Source organism: Pseudomonas sp. WJP1 (genome assembly GCF_028471945.1).
Classification (GTDB): domain Bacteria; phylum Pseudomonadota; class Gammaproteobacteria; order Pseudomonadales; family Pseudomonadaceae; genus Aquipseudomonas.
Genome location: NZ_CP110128.1, coordinates 5235001 through 5256860 on the forward strand (window position 1 = coordinate 5235001; position 21860 = coordinate 5256860).

The window sequence follows — 21860 nt, forward strand, 5'->3', positions numbered from 1 at the left end:
TCCTTGATTCCGATCGCCATCGGTGTCGCCGTACTGTCCACGGCCCTCCCCTACACACTGGAAATGGTCGCCCTCACGCGCATGCCGGCCAAGACCTTCGGCACACTGATGAGCATCGAACCCGCGGTGGGCGCCTTGTCCGGTTTGTTGTTCCTGCAAGAGTTCCTGTCTTTGTCACAATGGATGGCCATCCTGTGCATCATCCTGGCTTCCGTGGGTGCCACCATGACCATGGGCAGTGCCGCCAAGCCCGCCGTTGCAGCCGATTGACGACCGGTTTTGCACAGGCTCTGGTATTTGCCGCTCAATTAGGCCATGTTTAGGCCCGCAACCCAGTGTCAGAAATGGACTTTTTCAGGACAGGGACTTCAAAACGCTTCATGCGCAAGCGAATACTGCAGACCGGGCGACAGATCCGGGAACGCTACAAGGATAGCAATGAAACGAATTTTGATACTGATCGCCGTTCTTGCCGTTGCGGGCTGCGCGGCGACCTCCAAATCCCAGACCAAACACGGCAGGAAAGGCATCCATATCAACTGTTCGGGGCTGTCGTCCTCATGGGACCAGTGCTACGCCAGCGCCGCCAACTCGTGCGCCCCAAAGAACTACAAGGTCATCGCCAAATCCGGCGATGCCGTGGAAGAGCCAGGTGATTATCCGTTCGGACTCAACCCCGCGGGCTATACCAGCCGCAGCATGATCGTCATCTGCAAATGATCTGAAGCCATTGTCAGGCCCGCGGGCCTGACAGCTGGCGGCCTATCTCCTCATGGCTGGACTTCAGCACCCTGCGCTGCAGATCCGGCGTGACCAGCATTCGCGCCACCACCAAGGCTCCGATGCATTGCGACAGAATCGCCCAGGCCAGGCTGTCGCTCTCCAGCACCCGCGCCCAACTCTCCTGAAGCTGGCAGATCCAGTGCTCGGCCTGCTGTCGAATCAGCGGATCGGAGCGAGCAATCTCGGCGCCCAACGCCGGTAATGCACAACCGGTTTCCGGGTGCTCGACGTGGGACATGCTCAAGTAGAGCTTGAGGCAACGCTCGAATTTGTCGCGATCCTGATCAGCCCCCAAGCGTTCCAGGCTTTGCCGCAACTCGCGCTCGACAATGGACGCGAACAACTCATCCTTCGACGCGAAGTGACTGTAGAACGCGCCACCACTCAAGCCGATGGCTTTCATCAAACCGTCGACCCCCACCGTGGAAAAACCGGATTGCTTGGCCGACACCGCGCTGCTTTGCAGCAGTTTCTCTCGGGTTTCCAGTTTGTGACTGGCTGAATAACGCATTGCCCTTCCCTCAAGTTCGATCATCTTGACGCCTGCCAAATCGTAGCATAACGTTCGTTTAGTTAACGATCGTTTACTAAAGGGGTCCAGGCAATGAATAACAAAAAGGTCGTACTGGTTGTCGGTGCGGGAGATGCCACGGGTGGCGCCATTGCCAAGCGGTTTGCACAGGAGGGATTCGTGGCCTGCGTGACCCGTCGCAGCGCGGACAAGCTCCAGCCTCTGGTCGATACCATCAGGGCCAGCGGCGGTGAAGCCCACGGCTTCGCCTGCGATGCCCGCAAAGAAGACGATGTGGTTGCACTGGTCGAGCAAATCGAAAGCGACATCGGCCCGATCGAAGCGTTCGTGTTCAACATTGGCGCCAACGTGCCCTGCAGCATTCTCGAAGAGACGGCCCGCAAGTACTTCAAGATCTGGGAAATGGCCTGTTTCTCAGGCTTTCTCAATGGCAGGGAAGTGGCCAAGCGCATGGCCAAGCGGCAACGGGGCACTATCTTGTTCACCGGCGCCACTGCCGGCTTACGCGGTGCTGCAGGCTTTGCCGCGTTCGCCGGGGCCAAGCACGGGATCCGTGCGCTGGCGCAAAGCATGGCTCGGGAACTGGGGCCGATGAATATTCACGTCGCCCACGTCGTGGTCGACGGCGCCATCGACACCGATTTCATTCGTGACAGCTTCCCCGAGAAGTACGCAACCAAGGACCAGGACGGCATTCTCAACCCCGAGCACATCGCCGAGAACTATTGGTACCTGCACAGCCAGCCGCGCGACGCCTGGACCTTCGAGCTGGACCTGCGCCCCTGGAGCGAACGCTGGTAATCCTTCCTTACGACAACAAGAAGAGTGCATCGACCATGAGCAAAACCGTGGAGTTCTATTTCGACCTGGGCAGTCCCGCCACCTACCTGGCGTACACCCAGCTACCGAAGATCTGTGAGCAGACCGACAGCCAGCTGATCTACGTGCCAATCCTGCTCGGCGGGGTGTTCAAAGCCACCGGCAACGCTTCCCCGGCGACTATCCCTGCCAAGGGCCGCTACATGTTCATAGACCTGGATCGGTATGCCAAACGCTACGGTGTGCCACTGAAAATCAACCCGCACTTCCCGATCAACACACTGCTGCTCATGCGTGCCGTGACAGGCATGCAGATGCGTCACCCTGAGCGCTTTGCCGCATTCATCGATTGCCTGTTCAAGGCGCTTTGGATCGAAGGTCGCAACCTTAATGATCCGGCCACTGTCGGGGCAGTACTGAGGGAAAACAGTTTCGACCCGGAAGAAATCCTGGCCCTGACCGTCGACGAGGATGTCAAAAACGAGCTCAAGGAAACCACCGAAAAAGCCGTGCAACGCGGCGTATTCGGTGCACCGAGCATGTTTGTCGGCGATCAGCTGTACTTCGGCCAGGATCGACTGGACTTTGTCATCGAAGCCCTGGGTTAAAAACCCGAGGACCCGATCGACTACGTGAACCGGGCGCTGGAGACAGCGCCCGGCTACATCCGTCAAATAGCCGCAGTGCGAGTGTTCAACCACTCCAGTGCAGCGCCGTCGAGCAACGGGCTTAAACGCTCGCGCACTTCGGCATGGTAAGCGTTCAACCACTGCTTTTCCTCTTCGCTCAGCAGCGAGGTTTCCAGGCAGCGCGTGTCGATCGGGCACAGGGTCAGGGTTTCGAACTTGAGGAATTCGCCGAATTCGCTGCTGCCTGCCTCGCGGTTCATCGCCAGGTTCTCGATGCGCACACCCCAACGGCCTGGACGGTAAGTGCCTGGCTCGATCGAGGTGATCATGCCTGGCAGCATGGCGGTTTGCGGCGCGGGCGCGGCCTGGTAGGCAATGACCTGGGGACCTTCGTGAACGTTGAGGAAGTAGCCGACGCCGTGACCGGTACCGTGACCATAATCGACGCTTTCGGCCCAGATCGGCGCCCGGGCGATGGCGTCAAGCAGTGGCGACAGGATACCTTTGGGGAATTGCGCACGGGACAGGGCAATCACGCCCTTGAGCACGCGGGTGCAATCGCGTTTCTGCTCGCTGGTCGGCGTGCCGACCGGCACCATCCGTGTGATGTCGGTGGTGCCGCCCAGGTACTGGCCACCGGAATCGATCAGCAACAAGCCGTCACCTTCGATCACCGCGTGCTCTTCTTCGGTGGCGTGGTAATGGGGCATGGCGCCGTTGGCGTTGAAGGCGGCAATGGTGTTGAAGCTCAGCGACACATAGCCCGGCCGACGTTCACGCGCTGCGGTCAGTTTTTCGTCGATAGTCAGTTCGGTAATACGCTCTTGGCCCCAGGCCGATTCGAGCCAGGTGAAGAATTCGCACAGCGCTGCACCGTCCTGCTCCATGGCCTGGCGGATGTATTCGGCGTCAGCCAGGCTCTTCTGCGACTTGGCAAGGGTGGTCGGATTCAGGCCTTCGAGCAGTTTGACACCGCTGTCGAGGTTATCCAGCAAACCTGCCGTTACCCGCGCCGGATCGACCAGCAGGCTAGTGCCCGTCGGCACCGCGCGCAGGGCGTCGGCCACTTCGCTGTAATCGCGCAGGGTCACGCCGTCCTGTTCCAGGACCGCACGCAACTGCGCATCGACCTTGCTCAGCGCGACGAACAGGGTTGCCTGTTGCTGGCTGATCAAGGCGAAAGAAACGAACACCGGGTTGAACGACACATCGCCGCCGCGCAGGTTGAACAGCCAGGCGATGTCATCCAGGGTGGCGATGAAATGCCAGTCGGCACCCCGTGCCTGCAGGGTTTCGCGCAGTTTGGCGAGTTTTTCGCCACGGCTGACGGTGGCTTGTGGCGGCAGGTGCTGATAGATCGGTTCGTTCGGCAGGCTTGGGCGGTTGCTCCAGACTTCGCTCAACAGGTCGATGTCGGTGCGCAGGCGTGCGCCCCGCTCCTCAAGCTTGCCGCCCAGCGTGCGTGCGGAAGCCACCGCCATCACCGCGCCATCGACCGCGACCACACCACCCTGCGGGGTTTGCTCGGCCAACCAGTCCAGCGGTCCGGGTTGGCCGGGTTGCAGCTTGACCAACTCGATGCCACTGCCCTTGAGTTCCTTGCTCGCTTGCTCCCAGTAACGGCTGTCAGCCCAAACACCGGCGAAATCCGCGGTAACGATCAAGGTGCCGACCGAACCGTGGAAACCCGACAACCATTGACGCCCTTGCCAGTAACCCGGCAGGTATTCGGACAGGTGGGGATCGGCCGACGGCACCAGCAAGGCATGGATACCTTCCCGGCTCATCAGCTCGCGGGTTTGCGCCAGGCGCTGGGGCACTGACCCGGTGATCGTAAACTGCGTATTCATCGTGACTCCTGCTAACCACTCGTCATTATTGTTCGGTGCCGATCGAAGTCGGCACTTTGTTGCCCTATTGCCAGAATGCCGGAGCACTGGCGCAGGCGGTTTTAATCAGCTGTACCGCTTGATCGATATCCTGTTCGGTGGTGAAACGCCCCAGGCTCAAGCGAATGGTGCGACTCGCCGTACGGGCATCATGCCCCAGGGCCAGCAGCACATGGGATGGCGCATTGCTTGCAGAATTACAGGCCGAGGTCGCGGAAAAAGCCATCGAGGCGAGCAATGCCGCCGAATTGAACTCGCCTTCACTGAAGGTCAGGCTCAATGTATGCGGGATGCGTTGAGTGGGGCTGCCATTGAGCCGCACGCCAGGAATGTTCAGCACTTGATCAAGCAGGCGCTCGCGCAGGTGCACGATCAAGGCTTTTTCTTCATCGAACGAGGCCGCCGCCAAGGCAAAGGCCGCGCCCATCGCGGCAATCTGGTGGGTCGCCAGGGTACCGGAACGCAGGCCGCCTTCGTGACCGCCGCCGTGGATCTGCGCCAGCAGGCGCTGCTGCGCACGCGGGCCAACATACAGCGCGCCAATGCCTTTGGGACCATAGAGCTTGTGTGCCGAGAAGGACATCAGGTCCACCGGCCACTGCGCCAGGTCGATCGCAACCTTGCCCGCGCCTTGCGCCGCGTCGACATGAAACAACGCATTGCGCTCACGCACCACTTGGCCGATGGCCGGGATGTCGTTGACCGTGCCCAGTTCATTGTTGACCAGCATCAGCGACACCAGGAAGGTGTCCTCGCGCATGGCTTCGCTGACCGCTTGCGCGGTGATCAGGCCATCGGCGTCCGGCACCAGGTACGTCACCGCTACGCCGCTGTCCTGCAACTGCCTGGCGGTATCGAGGATGGCCTTGTGTTCGATCTGGCTGGTGATGAGGTGGCCACCGGCGACGCCGCGTGCCTGGGCCACACCCTTGAGGGCCAGGTTGTTGGATTCGGTGGCACCGGAGGTCCAGACGATCTGTTCAGGCGTGGCACCGACCAGTTCGGCGACCTGGCGCCGCGCCTGCTCTACCGATTGCCGGGCCTGCTGGCCAAAGGCGTGGGAGCTGGAGGCCGGGTTGCCGAAGTTACCGTCGAAGCCCAGGCATTCGACCATGATCTTGATGACCCGCTCATCCACCGGCGTGGTGGCGGCGTAGTCGAAATACAGCGGACGTTTATTCATAAAGGACTCGCAGAGCGTGTTCCGGGATCAGGAAGCTCATGACTGCAAACGGCGAAACGCAGCCTTATGAGCTGCGTTCGGTTTCCAGAAGGTTACCAATACCTGATTGGATGCCGTTAAAGAAGAACAACTTCATTTAAAAGTGCGTAGGAACGCTCCTGAAAAGCCAGCTTAACAGGCATCGGGTAAGCGGTTGAAGCAATGCGTCAGCTAAAGCTCTCGAGCAATATCGGATACAGCGACGCCACCAGCAGCGCGGCCATGCCCCAGTTGAACAGGCGCAACCAGCGCCGGTCTTTTAGAACATTGCGCAACAGCGTGCCGCAAGCGGCCCACACACCGACGCTCGGCAGGTTGATCAGGGCAAACACCGCGGCAATCACAATCACATTGGTGAAATAGCCCTGCATCGGTGTGTAGGTGCTGATGGCACCGATGGCCATGATCCAGGCCTTGGGATTGACCCACTGGAACGCCGCGGCGCCCAGGTAGCTGATCGGCTTGGCCTCGCCTTTGCCGCTGTCCGAAACGGGCCCGGAATGGGCGATTTTCCACGCCAGGTACAGCAAGTACGCCGCACCGACGTAGCGCAGCACGGTGTAGAGCACAGGATACGCCTGGAACACCGCGCCCAGCCCGAACCCCACCGCCACGACCAGCACGAAGAATCCGCAGGTGATACCCAGCATATGGGGGATGGTTCGATGGAAGCCGAAGTTCACCCCGGATGCCAGCAACATGGTGTTGTTCGGACCGGGTGTGATCGAGGTGACGAGGGCGAACAGGGCAAAGCCCAGCAGCAGATCGAGTGAGAGAGTCATGGGCGACAGTCCATCGGGGTCAGTCAGGTATAGACCCTATCGCGAACGCTCCGTGAAACCCATGGACAGTTGGGCGAAAGTTCAAGCGGTACAGTTTTAGCTCAGCTCTGACGACCGTGCAGCTGTACAGCTCGCTCGGCGTTCATTTCGCCCTGCTTGTCGAAGCCAAAAGTTTTCCGTGGCTCGCCGAGCAGTTCGGCTTTTTTCGCGTGGTATTCATCGAAGGACAGGCCTCGACGATTCAGTGCTTCCAGCGCCAGTTCGCGGGTTTCTTCAGCGGTGTAGGGACGCAATTCCGGGGAAACATGGCTGGCACATCCGGCAAGTACAGAGACCGCGAGCAGCAAGAAAGTGGCGATTAGAGGTTTCATTTTCGGCGTCCTGGCATCGTGTTCGGGGCAATGAACACAGGCTACTCGCGCCTTTGTCCGAGCAGAAATCAACGCTCTCGATAGTGGCTATCGGGTTTTTCTAATGCGGCCGTTGCAGCACCTTTATATTTCTTAATGATCTATAAATATCGTTTTATTGTATTTTGAGGAATAACAGACAACCTTTATAACAATTGCATCCACTGTTGCCCAAGCAACTGTTTGCCAGGCAACAGTCATTCAACAAACAGCCCCTGAAAATCAACAGCGCGGCCCGCTCAGGGCGCTGAAAGCCCGGTAATCCTGGGCCTCAAGGGATTGGTACAGCTCTTGCTCAACTGGGTGACTACTCACTGCTCGCCGAGCAACTGTTTAAAAAGGAACTGTTCATGTCGCGTCCATTGAAAGTCGTTGCCCTCTCCGGTGGTACCTGGCGTCCGTCGCGCACCCTGGTGCTGACCCAGGCGCTGTTGGCGCAGTTGGCCGAGCAACTGCCGATCGACAGCAAGCTCATCGAACTGGGTGACATTGCCCGGCCACTGGGCGCGGCGCTGTCTCGCCAGGAACTGGCGGCGGATATCGAAGCCGAACTGCAAGCGATCGAAAACGCCGACTTGTTGATCGTCGCCGCGCCCGTTTATCGCGGTTCCTACCCGGGCCTGCTCAAGCACCTGTTCGATCTGATTGACCTGAATGCGCTGATCAACACGCCAGTACTGCTGGCCGCCACCGGAGGCAGCGAACGTCACGCGCTGGTGCTCGATCATCAACTGCGGCCTCTGTTCAGTTTCTTCCAGGCCTTGACCTTGCCGATTGGCGTGTATGCCACCGAAGCCGATTTCTCCAATTACCAAATCACCAGTGAGCCCTTGAAGGCCCGCATTCGCCTGGCTGCAGAACGCGCCGCGCCGCTGTTCGGCGTGCACCCCAACAATCTGCTGAAAATCGCTTAAGGATTTGTTCATGGATGTTTTCTGGTTCCTGCCGACCCACGGCGACGGTCACTACCTGGGCACCACCCAGGGCGCACGCCCGGTAACGCTGAATTATCTGAAACAGGTGGCCCAGGCGGCGGACAGCCTCGGTTACCACGGTGTATTGATCCCGACCGGGCGCTCCTGCGAAGACTCGTGGGTCATCGCTTCGGCGCTGGTGCCGCTGACCGAACGCTTGCGGTACCTGGTGGCGATCCGGCCGGGGATCATTTCGCCAACAGTTTCGGCGCGCATGGCCGCCACCCTGGATCGACTGTCCGGTGGCCGTTTACTGATCAATGTGGTGACCGGCGGCGACCCGGATGAAAACCGTGGCGACGGCAGTTTCCTCGATCACAGCGAGCGCTACGAAGTCACTGACGAATTCCTGAAGATCTGGCGTCGCGTACTGCAAGGCGAATCGGTGGATTTCGAAGGTAAACACCTGCGGGTACAGAACGCCAAGGCTCTGTATCCGCCGGTGCAGAAACCCTATCCGCCGCTGTACTTCGGCGGTTCGTCCGATGCTGCCCATGACCTGGCCGCCGAACAGGTCGATGTCTACCTGACCTGGGGCGAACCTCCGGCGGCCGTGGCGCAAAAACTCGCCGATGTCCGTGAACGTGCTGCACGCAATGGACGTACGGTGAAGTTCGGGATTCGATTGCATGTGATCGTGCGTGAAACCGCCGAAGAAGCCTGGAAAGCCGCTGACAAATTGATCGAACACATCAGCGACGAGACCATCGCCGCCGCACAGAAGTCTTTCTCGCGCTTCGACTCGGAAGGTCAGCGGCGCATGGCCGCCCTGCATGACGGGCGTCGTGACAACCTGGAGATCTCGCCCAACCTGTGGGCCGGTGTCGGGCTGGTGCGCGGCGGTGCCGGGACGGCGCTGGTGGGCGATCCGCAGCAGGTGGCGGCGCGGATCAAGGAGTACGCGGACCTGGGCATCGAGAGTTTCATCTTCTCCGGCTATCCGCACCTTGAGGAGGCTTATCGCTTTGCCGAACTGGTGTTCCCGCTGTTGTCCGAGCCGTATGCCAGCCTGGCCGGTCGCGGCGTCACCAACCTCACCGGGCCGTTTGGCGAAATGATCGCCAATGACGTGTTGCCAGCCAAAGCCTGACGCGACCTCTGTAGGAGCCAGCGGTGCGGCGTTCCGACTTGCCGGCGAACCATACGACTCGGTGCATCAGATGCACCGCGTTATCGTTCTTCGCGGGCAAGCCTCGCTCCTACAGGGCCGTGTCGATTTCAAAAGGAAAACAGCGTGACCGCCAAACCGCAAAGCGCCCTGATATCCCCGTTGCAGACCGCCCGCCAATTGGCCGCCGAGTTTGCCTTGACCGCCGTCGAGCGCGACGAGCGCGGCGGTACGCCCAAGGCCGAGCGTGATGCCCTGCGCCACAGCGGCCTGCTCGCGTTAAGTATTCCCACCCAGTTCGGCGGCCTCGGCGCCCACTGGAGTGAAACCCTGGCCATCGTGCGCGAGTTCGCCAAGGTCGACAGTTCGATTGCCCATGTTTTCGGTTTCCATCACCTGATGCTCGCCACCGTGCGCCTGTTCGCCCGGCCCGAGCAATGGCAGCCGTGGTTTGAACAAACCGCACGCAAGAACTGGTTCTGGGGCAATGCCCTCAACCCGCTCGACACCCGCACCGTGGTGAAAAACCTTGGCGGCTGGCGTGAGTTTTCCGGCAAGAAGAGTTTTTGCTCCGGCGCCAGCGATTCAGAAATGCTGATCGCCTCGGCGGTGGACGAAAACGCCGGCGGCAAGCTGTTGATCGCCGCCATTCCCAGCGGTCGCAGCGGCATCAGCCTGCACAACGACTGGAACAACATCGGTCAGCGCCAGACCGACAGCGGCAGCGCAACCTTTGAACGGGTGCGGGTCGAAGAGTCGGAACTGCTGCTTGATCCGGGGCCGTTGAGTACGCCGTTCGCCTGCCTGCGCCCGCTGATCGCCCAGTTGACCTTCACTCACATGTTCCTCGGCATCGCCGAAGGCGCCTTTGAAGAGGCGCGGCAATACACCCTCACCGAAACCCGGCCGTGGCATAAATCCACCACTCAGGATGTGCGCCAGGACCCTTATGTGCTCGGTCACTACGGCGAGTTCTGGGTGGCCCTCGAAGGCGTGCGGTTGCTGGTGGAACGTGCCGCCAACTTGCTCGACAAGGCCTGGGCCAAAGGTCCGAACCTGAGTGCCGAAGAACGCGGGCATCTCGCCACCGCCATCGCCACGGCCAAGGTCGCGGCGACGCGCAATGGCCTGGAACTGTGCAGCCGCTTGTTCGAAGTGACCGGCGCGCGTTCGACCCATGCCTCGCTGCGCCTGGACCGCCATTGGCGCAACCTGCGCACGCAAACCCTGCACGACCCGGTGGATTACAAACTCCAGGAACTGGGTGACTGGGCGCTGAACCAGGCCCTGCCGATTCCGACTTTCTATTCATAGCTTGCCCATCAAGGAGCGTGCCCCATGCAACTGCTGACCTTACCGCCCTCGCCCGCTCTGGCCACGTCGATCCGCGCCACGGCACAGGTCTTCGAAGACCCGAAGTCCCAGGCCTTGCTGGCGCATCTGCAACAAGTCGCCCCCAGTGACGCCAGCGTGCTGATCATTGGCGAAACCGGCACCGGCAAAGAGTTGGTGGCGCGACATATCCACAACCTCAGCGCCCGGCGCAACCGGCCATTCGTGGCGGTGAACTGCGGTGCGTTCTCCGAATCCCTGGTCGAAGCCGAATTGTTCGGCCATGAAAAAGGTGCGTTCACCGGCGCCCTGAGCGCCAAGGCCGGCTGGTTCGAGGAAGCCAACGGGGGCACCTTGTTCCTCGACGAAATCGGCGATTTGCCGATGGCGATCCAGGTCAAATTGTTGCGCGTGTTGCAGGAGCGCGAAGTGGTGCGCCTGGGTTCGCGCAAGAGCATTCCCATCGATGTGCGCGTACTCGCGGCCACCAACGTGCAACTGGAAAAAGCCATCAACGCCGGGCACTTTCGCGAAGACCTGTATTACCGGCTCGACGTCGTCAGCCTGGACCTGAGCCCGCTGCGCGATCGCCCGGGCGACATCCTGCCGCTGACGCGTCACTTCATCAACGCCTACAGCCAGCGCCTTGGCTACGGCACCATCACCATCAGCAAAGAGGCCGAACTGAAACTGCGCAGCTACAGTTGGCCGGGCAATATCCGCGAACTGGAAAACGTGATTCACCACACCCTGTTGATTTGCCGCAACGGCGTGATCGAACGCGATGACCTGCGCCTGTCGAACATGCGCATCGAGCGTCAGGACGACTACCACACCCAGGTCGACGACAGCGCCGAAGCCCTGCTCGACCGGGCCTTCCAGAAGCTCTTCGAACAACAGGCCGGCGCGCTGCATGAGAAAGTCGAAGACGCCTTGATGCGCGCCGCCTACCGTTTCAGCCACTACAACCAGGTGCACACCGCCGCCCTGCTGGGGCTGAGCCGTAACGTGACCCGCACGCGCCTGATAAAGATCGGTGAACTGGCGGTGAACAAACGCCGGCCCACGGAAAACATTCAGGGCGAGCGCTTGATGCAGCTGTCGATCTAACCCACCAGATTGCAGTGCAACCCGTGGTCGTGGCTGCGTTCCAGGCTGTGCAGCACCTGGAACGAGCCGAAGGTCACGGTCTTTGCCTGATGGGCGCGGATCAGTTGCCTGTGGCCTTCGCGAGCAAGCCCGCTCCCACATTCGACTAGGTTCCACCTGAAGAACTCGGTCGAAATGTGGGAGCGGGCTTGCTCGCGAAGACGTATTGCCAGACGACGAAGATTTAGAACCCCGGCGCGATCTGGCCTTTGTAGCGGGTCAGGATGAACTGCCGCACCTCATCGGAGTTCAACGCCTTGGCCAGTTTCTGCAGGCCCGGGTCGTTGATATTGTCCGGCCGTGCCACCAGGAACTCGATGTAGAGGCTCTTGCCCTTCTCCACGATCAAGGCACTGTTGGTATCGATCCCGGCCTCCAGGGCGTAGTTGGCGAAAACGAACGCCAGGTCGACCTGACTCACCGAACGCGCCAGCAGTGCGCCCTCCAGTTCACGGATTTTCAGGTGCTTGGGGTTTTCGACGATGTCCCGTTGGGTCGCCAGGGTGTTGCTCGGGTCCTTGAGCTTGATCAGACCCGCTTCGTGCAAGAGCACCAGGGCGCGACCGGTGTTGACCGGGTCGTTGGGGATCGAAACGGTGGCGCCGTCCTTGAGCTCGGCGATGTTTTTGATTTTGGTCGAATATGCGCCGAACGGCTCGATGTGCACGCCCACCACCGGCACCAGGTCGGTGTGACGGGTCTTGTTGTAGTCATCGAGAAACGGCCGGTACTGGTAATAGTTGGCGTCGAGATTCTTCAGCGCCAGCTGCTGGTTGGGCTGGATGAAATCGGTGAACACCTTGATGTCCAGGTCCACGCCTTCCTTGGCCAGTGTCGGTTTGACGAATTCGAGGATTTCCGCGTGCGGCACCGGGGTGGCGCCGACGGTGAGTTTTTCGTTGGCGTGGGCGCTCAACGAGATCAGGGCAGCCAGTATGGCCAGGGTCTTTTTCATGCGGTGCTCCAAGGCAGATTTAAATGGCCGTCGTAGGGCGGACGTGGGGCCGGTTTTTTTGATTTGAATCGTCAGCGGTGGCTGTAACGTGCCACCAGTCGGTCGCCGCTCATTTGCAGGGCCTGGACCAGGATCAGCAACAGCACCACGGTGACCACCATCACATCGGTCTGGAACCGCTGGTAGCCGTAGCGGATGGCCAGGTCGCCCAGGCCGCCACCGCCGATCACCCCGGCCATCGCCGTGTAATCGACCAGCACGATCGCGGTGACCGTGACCGCTGCCAGCAGCCCTCCCCGGGCTTCCGGCAACAAGGTGTAGCGAATGATTTGCCAGGTGTTGGCGCCCATGGCCTGGGTCGCCTCCACCACCCCGCGATCGACTTCGCGCAACGCGGTTTCCACCAACCGCGCGAAGAACGGCGTGCAACCGACCACCAACGGTGGAATGGTCCCCGGCACGCCCAGCGAAGTGCCCACCAACAGGGTCGTCAGTGGGATCAGCACAATCAGCAGAATGATGAACGGCAGCGAACGCAGCATGTTCACGATCACCGACAGCACCCGGTAGACACCGACCGCTTCATGCAATTGGCGCTTGCCGGTGAGGAACAGCAGCACCCCCAGCGGCAAACCCAACAGCACGGTAAAACCCAGTGCCGCGCCGAGCATGCTCAAGGTGTCGAGGCAGGCCTGGCCGATATCGGCCCAATAAATGTTCTTGAACAATTCGGCCATGGTCACGACCAGTCATGACGTGGCGGTTTCACGCCATTGAGCAACCAGTTGCCGACCACGTGGTACTTCCAGCGCACCGGGTCGTGCAGGGTGTGGACCCGGGCGTTGCGCCAGTGCCGATCGAATTTGTGTTTTTTCAGGGTCGAACGGGTGCCACCGAGCTCGAACAGTTTGTTGGTGGCTTCAATGGCGATTTCAGTGGTCAGCACCTTGGCCTTGGCAACGGCCAGGGACGCACGGGCAACGTTGTCTTCATCGGGTGCCGGACGCGCCGCATCCAGTGCACGACCAGCCCGTTCCAGCAAGGCTTCGGCGGCTTCCAGGCGAATCTCCAGCCCCCCGACCTGAATGATGGTCAGCGGGTCTTCGCTGGCTTTTTCCACGCCGGCGTCAATCCATGGCCGGGCGGAGTGCCGGACGAACGCGATGGTGTCGCGCAGGGCCGCACGGGCGATGCCGGCATCGATGGCAGCGGTGGTCAACTGGGCGAACGGGCCGGCCAAGGTCGGGCATTCGTAGGAGCGGTACGTCGGAAACAGGTTGAACGCCGCGACGTGCAGATCCTCGGCCAAGACGGTGCCGCTGGAGGTAGTGCGCTGACCGATGCTGTCCCAGTCGTCGACAATCACCAGCCCTTTCGTGCCGCGTTCGACGAAAGCCAGCTGACCCTTCTGTTCTTCATCCAGCGCCAGCACCGCCAGCCAGTGGGCATACAGCGACCCGGTGCAGTAACCCTTGCGTCCATTGATCACATGACCGTCGCCGTAACGACGGATGGTTGCCTGGATGTCTTGCACGTTTTTGCCGCCGGTTTCCGACAAGGCATTGGCGAACCGGTGGCCTTGCAAAGCCAGGCCAAAGAAATGCGCCTGCTGCTGCGGGGTGCCTTGCAGGCGAATGTCTTCGAGCAGGCAATAGTGGTTTTGCGGGATCTGTCCCAGGGACGGATCGGCTGCCGAAATGATCGCAATGACTTGCGCCAGTACCGCACTGGACACCTGCGCACCGCCGAACTCCCTGGGCACGGTGATGCCCCACAGGCCACTGTTGGAATACAGGTCGACGATCTCGGCGGGCACCTGGCGTGTGCGGTCGCGCTCGGCATCCTGCTCCAGCAGGATCGCGGCGACCTGCTCGGCCACCTGCAGCGCTTGGGCTTCGTCGACGATCCGGTGGGCGGCCGGCGGGTTGATCGGATAAACGGCAGATTGGGACATACAAGACTCTCGATACAGGTGTTTATCGAAGGTCATTGCAGCTTCTGTGCCTGACGGCGCGAGTCAGTGTTTGAAGGGGTTTCAGGGCATTTTCGAGGGGTTTTACATCACGAAGGCAAGCAATCTGTTGCTTCACTGTTGATGGCTGAACAGTGCCGATGAACTCTGTAGAACGTGCCGCAGGCTGAAATCTTTTTGGAAACTTGAAACATGCTGAAGATCAAAACAACAGATCGCAGCCTTCGGCAACTCCTACAATTGTTCGGCTGGAGAGCGATCTTCAATCCGCAACAAAAAAAGGGAGAACATCATGAGCGTTAAACCGATTCCAGAGGGTTATCACAGCATCACCCCGTACCTGGGCATTCAAAAAGCCGCCGAAGCCATCGACTTCTACAAAAAAGCCTTCGGCGCCATCGAAGTCATGCGCCTGAGCATGCCCGACGGTGGCATCGGCCACGCCGAACTGCGCATTGGCGATTGCCCGATCATGCTCGGCACTCCGTGCGATCAAGGGCCGTTGAGCAATCCAGACAACTCGCCGTCGGTGGGCCTGCATCTGTACGTGACCGATGTGGACAAGTCCTACAAACAGGCCATCGATGCTGGCGGCATCGTGGTTTCAGAGGTCAAGGATCAATTTTACGGCGACCGTTCCGGGACCTTGAGGGATCCCTATGGGCATCTGTGGTTCATGGCCACGCGTAAAGAGGACCTGACCCAGGAGCAGATCGAGCAGCGGGCGAAGGAGATGTTCCAGCAAGGGTGAAATCTGCGAGGCCTGCGCGGCCTCGTCGTCGGAACGCCGGGTGGCGTTCCGACGATGGTCTGGCGAAACACGAAACATTTTCTTTCATATCACCCTTCGGGATTTCGGGTGCTCATTCGTCCTATATAGATGCAGTCCTTTCGCGTAGGAAAAACCGCGACCGGACCGTCCATTGACCTCATCGCTGCGAAGCCCGTAGCAGAGGCCTTTCATCGATATAAGACGCCTTAATCATGTCGAAGAAATCCCGTTCAAAAATCTGGTTCCTGGTCCACAGCTGGCTGGCACTGCCGATCTGGTTTTTCGTGTTGATCGTCTGTGTGACCGGCACGCTGGCAGTGGTCAGCCAGGAAATCGTCTGGCTGGCTAATCCGCAAATGCGCGCCAGCCAACCTGCGGATGACGCGCCACGGCTCAATTACGACCAGATCGTCGCCGCGATCAAGCAAGCCGAGCCCGACATCATCGTCGACAGCATCAGCCGCCCCGACGAAGCGCATTTCGCCCTGGACGTGCGCGTCAACTACCCCGACGGGCGAGAGTTGACGGTGTACGTCAACCCATACACCGGTGCCATCCAGGGCCCCGCTCCGCAATTCAACTTCCAGGCGTTCACCCGTGCCCTGCATGGCTGGTGGCTGGTGCCGTTCACCAACGGCTACAGCTGGGGCTGGTACCTGGTATCGTTCCTCAGCCTGCCGATGCTGGCCTCCCTGGTGACGGGTCTCGTGGTGTACAAGCGCTTCTGGAAAGGCTTTTTCCGGCCAACCCTGCGCATTCGCCATGGCGCACGGATTTTTTGGGGCGACTTCCACCGCCTCAGCGGCATCTGGTCGATCTGGTTCATCGCGGTGATTTCCGTCACCAGCACCTGGTTCCTGATCGAAGCGTTCATGTTCGATAACCAGATTTCCATCTCCACCGCGCCGGTGGCGGCCGTGGTCCCGCGGGAAAGCGTGCCGCTCACCACCGATGGCGCGCCGGCACCGATGATCAGCCTGGAAGCGGCAATCCGCGAGGCCAAAGAGCGTATTCCGGGGCTCGACGAGAGCTTTGTCAGTATGCCGGCCAACGCCTACAGCTACCTGTCGGTAGGCGGGCGCAGCTGGTACCCGCTGATGTTCCAGACCGCCGACATCAACCCGTACACCGGTGAAGTCGCCGCCACGCGCCTGCTGTCGGACCGCTCGGGCCTGGAGTTCGTGACCGAATCCATGCGTCCGCTGCACACCGGTGATTTCGGCGGGATCTGGATCAAGCTGATCTGGTGCTTCTTCGGCCTGCTGCTGAGCATGATGGTGCTCAGCGGCCTGTTGATCTGGACCAAGCGCACCGCCCTGGCCACGGCCAACGCGCTCAAGCGCAGCACCAAACGCCCACGCAACGAGCTTGCCACGGCCAGTAGCGCTGAAACCACGGAGGTCAGCCAATGAGCCAGGTCGCCACTCAAGCACCCCGTTCGACGCTGAGCCGCTTCTGGCACAAATGGCGTTTCCACATCAACGTTCTGCTGTTGCTGGTGCCGCTGGGTTTCATGCCCAAGTACTTCGCCGATGCCGCGCTGTTTCGCGGTGACACGGGCCTGGGCGAGCGGGAGATCGGCGAAGTGCAGGTCGGGCCCTGGAGCCTGCGCCTGGCCGAACTTCGTAACGAAGCACCACGGCCCGACGGCCCGGCCGGCTACATGAAAAGCTTCAACGCCGCGCTGTGCGACAGCTGCCGCGAGCAGGTCAAGGCGACCTACCTGCGCATCGGCAAGCCACGCAGCCTGCGCGCCGCCGGGGTGATTTTCTTCGGCACGCCCTACCGCATGGGCGCCATGCTGCCGGTGCCGACAAAAACCAAGGCCGACGCCGAACTGTGGATCACCATGGAAGGTTGGGACGGTTCCATGCACCAGGCATCCATTCCTCTGAGCCAGGCCTCCCCCGCCACCCTCGCCTGGCTATCCACCCAAGGAGGCAAACCATGATCAAACCTATTCGCCATTTGCGCGCCGCGTTGCTGGTGCTCTGTGCCGGCTTCAGCGCCAGCGCACTGGCCCACAACCCGATGTGCGAATGCAAGGCCATCGACGCCGAGCAGATCCAGTGCACAGGCGGTTTTTCCGACGGCAGCGGTGCTCCGGGCGTGACCCTGGACGTGATCGGCTACGACGAAACCATCCTGGTGCCGGGCAAGCTCGGGGCCGATTCGACCTTGACCTTCAAGAAGCCCGGGGCTGAGTTCTATGTGCTGTTCGACGCAGGCCCCGGCCATGTGGTCGAGATCGACCAGGCGGACATCGAAAGCCCATGAGTACGCCCACCACGCACATCGTCCGCCCGGCCGGCGCCGGCCATGAAACCCTCTATGTCTTGCTGTTGTGCCTGATGATCCTGGCGGTGGCAGGTTCGGTGGTCGCCTGGCGCGGCGAGTCGCAGCCAGTGAGCAGCGTCAACAGTCATCAACTGGATGCCCGCCGCGATCTGAGCGCTTCCGAACAAGGCATCTACGCCGATTTACGCGTGACGCTGGATGAGATTCACTTGCTGCGCCAGGAACAACAGAGCCTGCCGACACCTGAAACCCTCGCCGATGAAGGCTTTGCCCCCTTTGCCCAGGACGCCAGCTCGGTCAGCCGCGGCGGCCATGCCTGGCAGTTGCTCGACGCCAGGGCGTACTTCGGGCAGAGCCAGAACGTCACCGTGGCCGGCTCGTTCCTGATGCGCCTGAGTGCAGACGCCGACGCCCCGGACATCTGGCTCAACCGCGCCACCGACCTCAAGGCCCCTGTCGACCTCAGCGACGCCACGCTCGAAGGCGCCGGCTGGCAGCAGGTCGTCGCGCAATTCGATGCCGGCGTGACCCGCCAGCACCGGCACTGAACCCTCGCCTTCCTCCGAGAGAAGACCGCTTTCCCATGCCTATTTCATCGCTACGTTCTTTCCTGCGCCTGTCACTGGTCGGCCTGCTGGCCTGCCTGCTGACACCCCTGGCCAGTGCCGATGAGGCCAAGCGCCTGCGCATCGGCATCACCCTGCACCCGTATTACAGCTACGTGGCCAACATTGTCGGCGACAAGGCCGAAGTGGTGCCGCTGATTCCCGCCGGCTTCAACCCCCACGCCTACGAGCCGCGGGCCGAGGACATCAAGCGCATCAGCGGGCTCGACGTGATCGTGCTCAACGGCGTCGGCCATGACGACTTCGCCGACCGCATGATCGCCGCCAGCGAAACGCCGAACGTGCCGGTGATCGAGGCCAACGAAAACGTGCCGCTGCTGGCCGCCACCGGCGTCGCCGCCCGGGGCGCGGGCAAAGTGGTCAACCCACACACGTTCCTGTCGATCAGCGCCTCGATCGCCCAGGTCAACAACATCGCCCGCGAACTGGGAAAACTCGACCCGGCCAATGCCAAGACCTACACCGACAACGCCCGTGCCTACGGCAAGCGCTTGCGCAAGATGCGCGCCGACGCCCTGGCCAAATTGACCGCGGCGCCCAACGCCGAACTGCGCGTGGCCACGGTTCACGCCGCCTACGACTACCTGCTGCGCGAATTCGGCCTGGAAGTGACGGCGGTGGTCGAGCCGGCCCACGGCATCGAACCCAGCCCCAGCCAGCTGAAAAAGACCATCGACCAATTGCGTGAGCTGGACGTGAAAGTCATCTTCTCGGAGATGGATTTCCCCTCCACCTATGTCGACACCATCCAGCGCGAATCCGGGGTGAAGCTGTACCCGCTGTCGCATATCTCCTACGGCGAATACACCGCCGACAAGTACGAAAAGGAAATGACCGGCAACCTCAACACCGTGGTGCGGGCGATTCAGGAGTCCGGGGCATGACATCGAAAGAAACCATCCTGGCCGATGCACAATCCCCTGTGGGAGCGAGCCTGCTCGCGAAGGCGTCCAGCCAGGCGACATTATCATCGAATGACGCACCGCAATCGCGAGCAGGCTCACTCCCACAGGTTTCGGGGCCGACCCTGGATTTCGCCGACGTCAGCCTGACCCTCGGTCGCACGACGATCCTCGACAACGTCACTTTCCAGGTTCGGCCCGGCAGCGTGCATGCGCTGGTCGGCCCTAACGGTGGCGGCAAAAGTTCGCTGATCAAGACCCTGCTCGGGCAGATGCCGCACCAGGGCCGCTTGAGCCTGCAATGGCCGGGCGAACCGGGGACGATCGGCTACGTGCCCCAGGCACTGGAATTCGATCGCGGCCTGCCAATGACCGTCGACGATTTCATGGCTGCGATGTGCCAGCGGCGCCCGGCGTTCCTCGGCTTGAGCAAGCACTACACGAAGGCGATTGGCGAGGCGCTGGAACGGGTCGGCATGCAGGACAAGCGCAAGCGGCGCATGGGGGCGCTGTCGGGTGGCGAACGCCAGCGGGTACTGTTGGCGCAAGGGCTGATTCCGGCACCACAACTGCTGGTGCTCGACGAACCGATGTCGGCCCTCGATGAAGCCGGCATCCGGGTGTTCGAACGCTTGCTAGGCGACTGGCGCGCGGCGGGCATCACCGTGCTGTGGATCGAGCACGATCTGGAAGCGGTTGGACGCCTGGCCGATCACGTCACCGGGCTCAACCGCCGCGTGCTGTTCGACGCCACGCCGCAACAGGCGCTGACCCCCGATCGCCTGCTGACCTTGTTCTCGACCCATCCACGGAGCCTAGCCTGATGAGTTACGAAGCTTTTCGATTGATGGTCCAGGGCTGGGCCTCGTCGGGTTATCTGCCTGAGGCGCTGGCCTATGGATTTGTGGTCAATGCCTTGCTCGCCGGCCTGTTGATCGGCCCGGTGCTGGGCGGCCTGGGCACCCTGGTGGTGGTCAAGCGCTTCGCGTTTTTCTCCGAAGCGGTGGGCCACGCGGCGCTGACCGGCGTGGCCATCGGCATCCTGCTGGGCGAACCCTATACCGGTCCCTACGGCAGCCTGTTCGGCTACTGCCTGCTGTTCGGCATCTTGCTCAACTACCTGCGCAACCGCACGGGCCTGGCGCCGGATACCTTGATCGGAGTGTTCCTGTCGGTGTCGTTGGCGCTGGGCGCCAGCCTGCTGCTGATCCTGGCGGGCAAGATCAACGTGCACATCCTGGAAAACGTACTGTTCGGCTCGGTGCTGACGGTCAACGGCAATGACCTGCTGGTACTGGCCATCGTCGGTTCGCTGGTCATGGCCCTGGCCTTGCCGCTGTACAACCGCATCATGCTCGCCAGCTTCAACCCGCAATTGGCGGCGGTGCGCGGGGTGGCGGTGAAGTCCCTGGATTACCTGTTCGTGATCCTGGTGACGCTGATCACCGTCGCCGCCGTGAAAGTCATCGGCGCCATCCTCGTCGGTGCGCTGCTGGTGATACCGGCCGCGGCGGCGCGTCTGCTCAGCCAGTCACTGAAGGGCTTCTTCTGGTGCTCGGTGCTGATCGCCACGGTGAGTACGCTGTGCGGGATTCTCGCGCCGATCGTATTTGACCTGCCGATCCCGTCCGGTGCCGCGATCATCCTGGTGGCCGGCATCGCCTTCGCCCTGGCCGCCATCGCGCGCGGCGTCGTCCCCAGCCTCAAAGGGAACCTTGGATAAATGTCATTTTCTCTGCGACAACTGACCCTGGCCCTCGCCCTGTGCGGGCTGGCCACTACAACCTTCGGCGCTGACGGCGGCAAACCGCTGCGGGTGCTGGCTTCACTGCCAATCACCTACGGCCTGGGCGAAGTGCTGCTCAAAGGCACCGATGTCAGCCTTGAGCGCGCGGCGCCAGCCAACCTGCCCGGCAGCCGCCAGACTGCCTACTTCACCGGCCGTGGCGCACCGGCGCTGGCCAAGCTGGCGAACGGCGCCGATGCGGTGATCGGCGTGCGCTCGCTGTGGCCGGACGATCCGCTGTACCCGATCTCCCGGCGCAGCAACATCCGCATCATCGAAGTCGACGCCGCCCGTCCGGTGGATGGCGCCCTGCCCGGCATCGCGGTGCAGCCGGGGAGCAAGGTCGATGGCTTGAACAGCCAGCCCTGGCTGGCCAGCAACAACATGGGACGCATGGCCGACGTGATGGCCGCGGACCTGGTACGCCTGGCCCCCACGGCCAAGCCTGCGATCGAGGCGAACTTGGCGGCACTGAAACAGCGCTTGCTCAAACTCAGCGCCGACAGCGAAGCGCGCCTGGCCGCTGCGGACAACCTCAGCGTGGTGAGCCTTAGCGATCACTTTGGCTACCTGATCGGCGGGCTCAATCTGGAGTTGGTTGGGCAGGATGCGCGGCCGGATGCCGAATGGACGCCGGAGGCGTTGAAGACATTGGCGGTGACACTCAAGGAAAATGACGTGGCGGTGGTGTTGCACCATCGGCAGCCCTCAGACGCGGTGAAAGCGGTGATTGCCGAGGCCGGGAGTCGGTTGGTGGTGCTGAGTGTCGATGCCGCCGATCCGGTGGCCGAGCTGGAAGGGGATGTGGATCTTTTGATCAAGGGGTTGAGCTCTGGCGCGTAGCGCCAGATACCGCAGCGCTTGGCTCGCCTGTACCCGTAGGAGCCAGGCTTGCCGGCGAACCAGACACCGCGGTGTAT

Annotated in this window: 25 protein-coding genes and 1 pseudogene (1 of these 26 running past the window's edge); 17 read left to right on the forward strand and 9 right to left on the reverse strand. The window is 61.5% G+C overall.

Going from position 1 to position 21860, the window contains the following annotated elements; translation table 11 throughout:
• Window positions 1-270: the 3' end of a threonine/homoserine exporter RhtA gene (gene rhtA, locus OH720_RS23415; RefSeq protein ID WP_272603086.1), read on the forward strand. Its footprint begins 618 nt before the window's first position; only the last 270 of its 888 coding nucleotides appear in the window; its start codon lies off the left edge, out of view; it ends in the stop codon at window positions 268-270.
• A gap of 168 nt (window positions 271-438) precedes the next feature.
• A complete protein-coding gene (locus OH720_RS23420; protein WP_008056521.1) occupies window positions 439-720 on the forward strand; it encodes a hypothetical protein in 282 nt (93 codons plus the stop codon).
• 13 nt (window positions 721-733) lie between these two features.
• On the opposite strand, the gene OH720_RS23425 is transcribed toward OH720_RS23420, so the two are convergent.
• Window positions 734-1294 (reverse strand): TetR/AcrR family transcriptional regulator, encoded by a 561-nt coding sequence (locus OH720_RS23425; protein ID WP_272603087.1) that lies wholly within the window; start codon window positions 1292-1294, stop codon window positions 734-736.
• A gap of 93 nt (window positions 1295-1387) precedes the next feature.
• On the opposite strand from OH720_RS23425, the gene OH720_RS23430 reads away from it, so the two are divergent.
• Window positions 1388-2116, forward strand: coding sequence for an SDR family oxidoreductase (locus OH720_RS23430; protein ID WP_272603088.1), 729 nt, complete (start codon window positions 1388-1390; stop codon window positions 2114-2116).
• A gap of 35 nt (window positions 2117-2151) precedes the next feature.
• Window positions 2152-2742 (forward strand): 2-hydroxychromene-2-carboxylate isomerase, encoded by a 591-nt coding sequence (locus tag OH720_RS23435; RefSeq protein ID WP_272603089.1) that lies wholly within the window; start codon window positions 2152-2154, stop codon window positions 2740-2742.
• A 62-nt stretch (window positions 2743-2804) separates the two neighbouring features.
• On the opposite strand, the gene OH720_RS23440 is transcribed toward OH720_RS23435, so the two are convergent.
• The 4 genes from OH720_RS23440 to OH720_RS23455 all read right to left on the reverse strand — a co-directional run bounded on the left by OH720_RS23440 (window position 2805) and on the right by OH720_RS23455 (window position 7027).
• Window positions 2805-4613 (reverse strand): aminopeptidase P family protein, encoded by a 1809-nt coding sequence (locus OH720_RS23440; protein ID WP_272603090.1) that lies wholly within the window; start codon window positions 4611-4613, stop codon window positions 2805-2807.
• A 64-nt stretch (window positions 4614-4677) separates the two neighbouring features.
• Window positions 4678-5835: an aminotransferase class V-fold PLP-dependent enzyme gene (locus tag OH720_RS23445; protein WP_272603091.1), complete on the reverse strand. Its 1158-nt coding sequence runs from the start codon at window positions 5833-5835 to the stop codon at window positions 4678-4680.
• A gap of 206 nt (window positions 5836-6041) precedes the next feature.
• A complete protein-coding gene (locus tag OH720_RS23450; protein ID WP_008056508.1) occupies window positions 6042-6656 on the reverse strand; it encodes a LysE family translocator in 615 nt (204 codons plus the stop codon).
• A 101-nt stretch (window positions 6657-6757) separates the two neighbouring features.
• Window positions 6758-7027 (reverse strand): hypothetical protein, encoded by a 270-nt coding sequence (locus OH720_RS23455; RefSeq protein WP_020795972.1) that lies wholly within the window; start codon window positions 7025-7027, stop codon window positions 6758-6760.
• A gap of 389 nt (window positions 7028-7416) precedes the next feature.
• Here OH720_RS23455 and msuE point away from each other — a divergent pair, with 389 nt between their 5' ends.
• The 4 genes from msuE to OH720_RS23475 all read left to right on the forward strand — a co-directional run bounded on the left by msuE (window position 7417) and on the right by OH720_RS23475 (window position 11590).
• Complete coding sequence (gene msuE / locus OH720_RS23460; RefSeq protein WP_180202494.1) at window positions 7417-7980, forward strand: FMN reductase; 564 nt, start codon at window positions 7417-7419, stop codon at window positions 7978-7980.
• 10 nt (window positions 7981-7990) lie between these two features.
• A complete protein-coding gene (gene ssuD / locus OH720_RS23465; protein WP_272603092.1) occupies window positions 7991-9130 on the forward strand; it encodes an FMNH2-dependent alkanesulfonate monooxygenase in 1140 nt (379 codons plus the stop codon).
• 144 nt (window positions 9131-9274) lie between these two features.
• A complete protein-coding gene (locus OH720_RS23470) occupies window positions 9275-10462 on the forward strand; it encodes an acyl-CoA dehydrogenase family protein (RefSeq protein ID WP_272603093.1) in 1188 nt (395 codons plus the stop codon).
• 24 nt (window positions 10463-10486) lie between these two features.
• Window positions 10487-11590, forward strand: a complete 1104-nt coding sequence (locus OH720_RS23475) for a sigma-54 interaction domain-containing protein (RefSeq protein WP_272603094.1) — start codon at window positions 10487-10489, stop codon at window positions 11588-11590.
• Here OH720_RS23475 and OH720_RS23480 read toward each other — a convergent pair.
• The 4 genes and pseudogenes from OH720_RS23480 to OH720_RS23495 all read right to left on the reverse strand — a co-directional run.
• Window positions 11587-11700: pseudogene (locus OH720_RS23480) on the reverse strand (antibiotic biosynthesis monooxygenase); the annotation flags it as partial. The gene OH720_RS23475 and the pseudogene OH720_RS23480 sit on opposite strands and share 4 nt — an antisense overlap.
• 113 nt (window positions 11701-11813) lie before the next feature.
• A complete protein-coding gene (locus OH720_RS23485; RefSeq protein ID WP_180202499.1) occupies window positions 11814-12584 on the reverse strand; it encodes a MetQ/NlpA family ABC transporter substrate-binding protein in 771 nt (256 codons plus the stop codon).
• Between the two features lie 71 nt (window positions 12585-12655).
• Window positions 12656-13321, reverse strand: a complete 666-nt coding sequence (locus tag OH720_RS23490) for a methionine ABC transporter permease (RefSeq protein ID WP_008056489.1) — start codon at window positions 13319-13321, stop codon at window positions 12656-12658.
• A gap of 2 nt (window positions 13322-13323) precedes the next feature.
• A complete protein-coding gene (locus tag OH720_RS23495) occupies window positions 13324-14538 on the reverse strand; it encodes an SfnB family sulfur acquisition oxidoreductase (RefSeq protein ID WP_272603095.1) in 1215 nt (404 codons plus the stop codon).
• A 310-nt stretch (window positions 14539-14848) separates the two neighbouring features.
• Between OH720_RS23495 and OH720_RS23500 the strand changes: the two genes are divergently transcribed.
• The 9 genes from OH720_RS23500 to OH720_RS23540 all read left to right on the forward strand — a co-directional run bounded on the left by OH720_RS23500 (window position 14849) and on the right by OH720_RS23540 (window position 21783).
• Window positions 14849-15307, forward strand: coding sequence for a VOC family protein (locus tag OH720_RS23500; protein ID WP_272603096.1), 459 nt, complete (start codon window positions 14849-14851; stop codon window positions 15305-15307).
• 233 nt (window positions 15308-15540) lie between these two features.
• Complete coding sequence (locus tag OH720_RS23505) at window positions 15541-16740, forward strand: PepSY-associated TM helix domain-containing protein (RefSeq protein WP_272603097.1); 1200 nt, start codon at window positions 15541-15543, stop codon at window positions 16738-16740.
• Window positions 16737-17279: a hypothetical protein gene (locus tag OH720_RS23510; RefSeq protein WP_008056482.1), complete on the forward strand. Its 543-nt coding sequence runs from the start codon at window positions 16737-16739 to the stop codon at window positions 17277-17279. The genes OH720_RS23505 and OH720_RS23510 overlap by 4 nt, the downstream gene beginning before the upstream one ends.
• A complete protein-coding gene (locus OH720_RS23515) occupies window positions 17276-17605 on the forward strand; it encodes a hypothetical protein (protein WP_272603098.1) in 330 nt (109 codons plus the stop codon). Before OH720_RS23510 ends, OH720_RS23515 begins: the two co-directional genes overlap by 4 nt.
• Window positions 17602-18174: a DUF6162 family protein gene (locus OH720_RS23520; protein ID WP_272603099.1), complete on the forward strand. Its 573-nt coding sequence runs from the start codon at window positions 17602-17604 to the stop codon at window positions 18172-18174. Before OH720_RS23515 ends, OH720_RS23520 begins: the two co-directional genes overlap by 4 nt.
• 35 nt (window positions 18175-18209) lie before the next feature.
• Window positions 18210-19136 (forward strand): metal ABC transporter substrate-binding protein, encoded by a 927-nt coding sequence (locus tag OH720_RS23525; RefSeq protein ID WP_272603100.1) that lies wholly within the window; start codon window positions 18210-18212, stop codon window positions 19134-19136.
• Window positions 19133-19978 carry a metal ABC transporter ATP-binding protein gene (locus OH720_RS23530; RefSeq protein WP_272603101.1) on the forward strand — a complete coding sequence of 282 codons (846 nt, stop codon included), beginning with the start codon at window positions 19133-19135 and terminating at the stop codon, window positions 19976-19978. The genes OH720_RS23525 and OH720_RS23530 overlap by 4 nt, the downstream gene beginning before the upstream one ends.
• On the forward strand, window positions 19978-20877 hold the full coding sequence (locus OH720_RS23535; protein WP_033041974.1) for a metal ABC transporter permease: 900 nt from the start codon (window positions 19978-19980) through the stop codon (window positions 20875-20877). Before OH720_RS23530 ends, OH720_RS23535 begins: the two co-directional genes overlap by 1 nt.
• The gene (locus OH720_RS23540; protein ID WP_272603102.1) at window positions 20878-21783 is read left to right on the forward strand and encodes a metal ABC transporter substrate-binding protein; all 906 of its coding nucleotides are present in this window, start codon (window positions 20878-20880) and stop codon (window positions 21781-21783) included. It abuts the gene before it with no gap.
• Window positions 21784-21860: the final 77 nt, after the last annotated feature.

Excerpts from the sequence above, each read along its gene's own strand:
- OH720_RS23420 (WP_008056521.1), top strand. The coding sequence starts at position 439 with ATGAAACGAATTTTGATACTGATCGCCGTTCTTGCCGTTGCGGGCTGC.
- OH720_RS23425 (WP_272603087.1), bottom strand. The coding sequence starts at position 1,294 with ATGCGTTATTCAGCCAGTCACAAACTGGAAACCCGAGAGAAACTGCTG.
- OH720_RS23430 (WP_272603088.1), top strand. The coding sequence starts at position 1,388 with ATGAATAACAAAAAGGTCGTACTGGTTGTCGGTGCGGGAGATGCCACG.
- OH720_RS23435 (WP_272603089.1), top strand. The coding sequence starts at position 2,152 with ATGAGCAAAACCGTGGAGTTCTATTTCGACCTGGGCAGTCCCGCCACC.
- OH720_RS23440 (WP_272603090.1), bottom strand. The coding sequence starts at position 4,613 with ATGAATACGCAGTTTACGATCACCGGGTCAGTGCCCCAGCGCCTGGCG.
- OH720_RS23445 (WP_272603091.1), bottom strand. The coding sequence starts at position 5,835 with ATGAATAAACGTCCGCTGTATTTCGACTACGCCGCCACCACGCCGGTG.
- OH720_RS23450 (WP_008056508.1), bottom strand. The coding sequence starts at position 6,656 with ATGACTCTCTCACTCGATCTGCTGCTGGGCTTTGCCCTGTTCGCCCTC.
- OH720_RS23455 (WP_020795972.1), bottom strand. The coding sequence starts at position 7,027 with ATGAAACCTCTAATCGCCACTTTCTTGCTGCTCGCGGTCTCTGTACTT.
- msuE (WP_180202494.1), top strand. The coding sequence starts at position 7,417 with ATGTCGCGTCCATTGAAAGTCGTTGCCCTCTCCGGTGGTACCTGGCGT.
- ssuD (WP_272603092.1), top strand. The coding sequence starts at position 7,991 with ATGGATGTTTTCTGGTTCCTGCCGACCCACGGCGACGGTCACTACCTG.
- OH720_RS23475 (WP_272603094.1), top strand. The coding sequence starts at position 10,487 with ATGCAACTGCTGACCTTACCGCCCTCGCCCGCTCTGGCCACGTCGATC.
- OH720_RS23485 (WP_180202499.1), bottom strand. The coding sequence starts at position 12,584 with ATGAAAAAGACCCTGGCCATACTGGCTGCCCTGATCTCGTTGAGCGCC.
- OH720_RS23490 (WP_008056489.1), bottom strand. The coding sequence starts at position 13,321 with ATGGCCGAATTGTTCAAGAACATTTATTGGGCCGATATCGGCCAGGCC.
- OH720_RS23495 (WP_272603095.1), bottom strand. The coding sequence starts at position 14,538 with ATGTCCCAATCTGCCGTTTATCCGATCAACCCGCCGGCCGCCCACCGG.
- OH720_RS23500 (WP_272603096.1), top strand. The coding sequence starts at position 14,849 with ATGAGCGTTAAACCGATTCCAGAGGGTTATCACAGCATCACCCCGTAC.
- OH720_RS23505 (WP_272603097.1), top strand. The coding sequence starts at position 15,541 with ATGTCGAAGAAATCCCGTTCAAAAATCTGGTTCCTGGTCCACAGCTGG.
- OH720_RS23510 (WP_008056482.1), top strand. The coding sequence starts at position 16,737 with ATGAGCCAGGTCGCCACTCAAGCACCCCGTTCGACGCTGAGCCGCTTC.
- OH720_RS23515 (WP_272603098.1), top strand. The coding sequence starts at position 17,276 with ATGATCAAACCTATTCGCCATTTGCGCGCCGCGTTGCTGGTGCTCTGT.
- OH720_RS23520 (WP_272603099.1), top strand. The coding sequence starts at position 17,602 with ATGAGTACGCCCACCACGCACATCGTCCGCCCGGCCGGCGCCGGCCAT.
- OH720_RS23525 (WP_272603100.1), top strand. The coding sequence starts at position 18,210 with ATGCCTATTTCATCGCTACGTTCTTTCCTGCGCCTGTCACTGGTCGGC.
- OH720_RS23530 (WP_272603101.1), top strand. The coding sequence starts at position 19,133 with ATGACATCGAAAGAAACCATCCTGGCCGATGCACAATCCCCTGTGGGA.
- OH720_RS23535 (WP_033041974.1), top strand. The coding sequence starts at position 19,978 with ATGAGTTACGAAGCTTTTCGATTGATGGTCCAGGGCTGGGCCTCGTCG.
- OH720_RS23540 (WP_272603102.1), top strand. The coding sequence starts at position 20,878 with ATGTCATTTTCTCTGCGACAACTGACCCTGGCCCTCGCCCTGTGCGGG.